This window comes from Lactobacillus delbrueckii subsp. bulgaricus (assembly GCF_046938665.1).
In the GTDB taxonomy this organism is placed as follows: Bacteria; Bacillota; Bacilli; order Lactobacillales; family Lactobacillaceae; genus Lactobacillus; species Lactobacillus delbrueckii_C.
The window spans coordinates 1-531 of sequence record NZ_JBKZCD010000073.1; the positions used below are offsets into that span (position 1 = coordinate 1).

General features: G+C 50.5%; 5 tRNA genes. All 5 read left to right on the forward strand.

Annotation, left to right across the window (positions count from 1 at the left end):
- Positions 1-2: 2 nt before the first annotated feature.
- The 5 genes from ACLUXO_RS10220 (at position 3) to ACLUXO_RS10240 (ending at position 428) form a co-directional block, all read left to right on the forward strand.
- Positions 3-76: transfer RNA gene (locus ACLUXO_RS10220), tRNA-Pro, on the forward strand.
- Between the two features lie 19 nt (positions 77-95).
- Positions 96-167 (forward strand) — tRNA-Gly (locus ACLUXO_RS10225).
- Between the two features lie 35 nt (positions 168-202).
- A tRNA-Arg gene (locus ACLUXO_RS10230) sits at positions 203-276 on the forward strand.
- 2 nt (positions 277-278) lie between these two features.
- Positions 279-351, forward strand: a tRNA-Val gene (locus ACLUXO_RS10235).
- 3 nt (positions 352-354) lie between these two features.
- Positions 355-428: transfer RNA gene (locus tag ACLUXO_RS10240), tRNA-Asp, on the forward strand.
- The last annotated feature ends 103 nt before the right edge of the window (positions 429-531 follow it).

Sequence of the window (531 nt, forward strand, 5' to 3'; positions counted from 1 at the left end):
ACCGGGAAGTGGCTCAGTTTGGTAGAGCACCTGGTTTGGGACCAGGGGGTCGCAGGTTCAAATCCTGTCTTCCCGATCTCGCATTAAGCGAACATGCGGAAGTAGTTCAGTGGTAGAACATCACCTTGCCATGGTGGGGGTCGCGGGTTCGAATCCCGTCTTCCGCTTAACGCAGCAGCGTTAGCAAACAGAATATTCCAGCGCACCCATAGCGCAACTGGATAGAGTGTCTGACTACGAATCAGAAGGTTGTAGGTTCAAGTCCTACTGGGTGCATCGGAGGATTAGCTCAGCTGGGAGAGCATCTGCCTTACAAGCAGAGGGTCACAGGTTCGAGCCCTGTATCCTCCATATGGTCCATTGGAGCAGTGGTCTATCTCGCCTCCCTGTCACGGAGGAGATCGCGGGTTCAAATCCCGCATGGACCGTAATTAAAGCAGCGACTTAGGTCGTTGCTTTTTTCGTTTCTCTTGCTTTTTATTCCCATGGAATTGCTGATTGAAAAGAGGAGAAAGATAAAAAATATCTTCT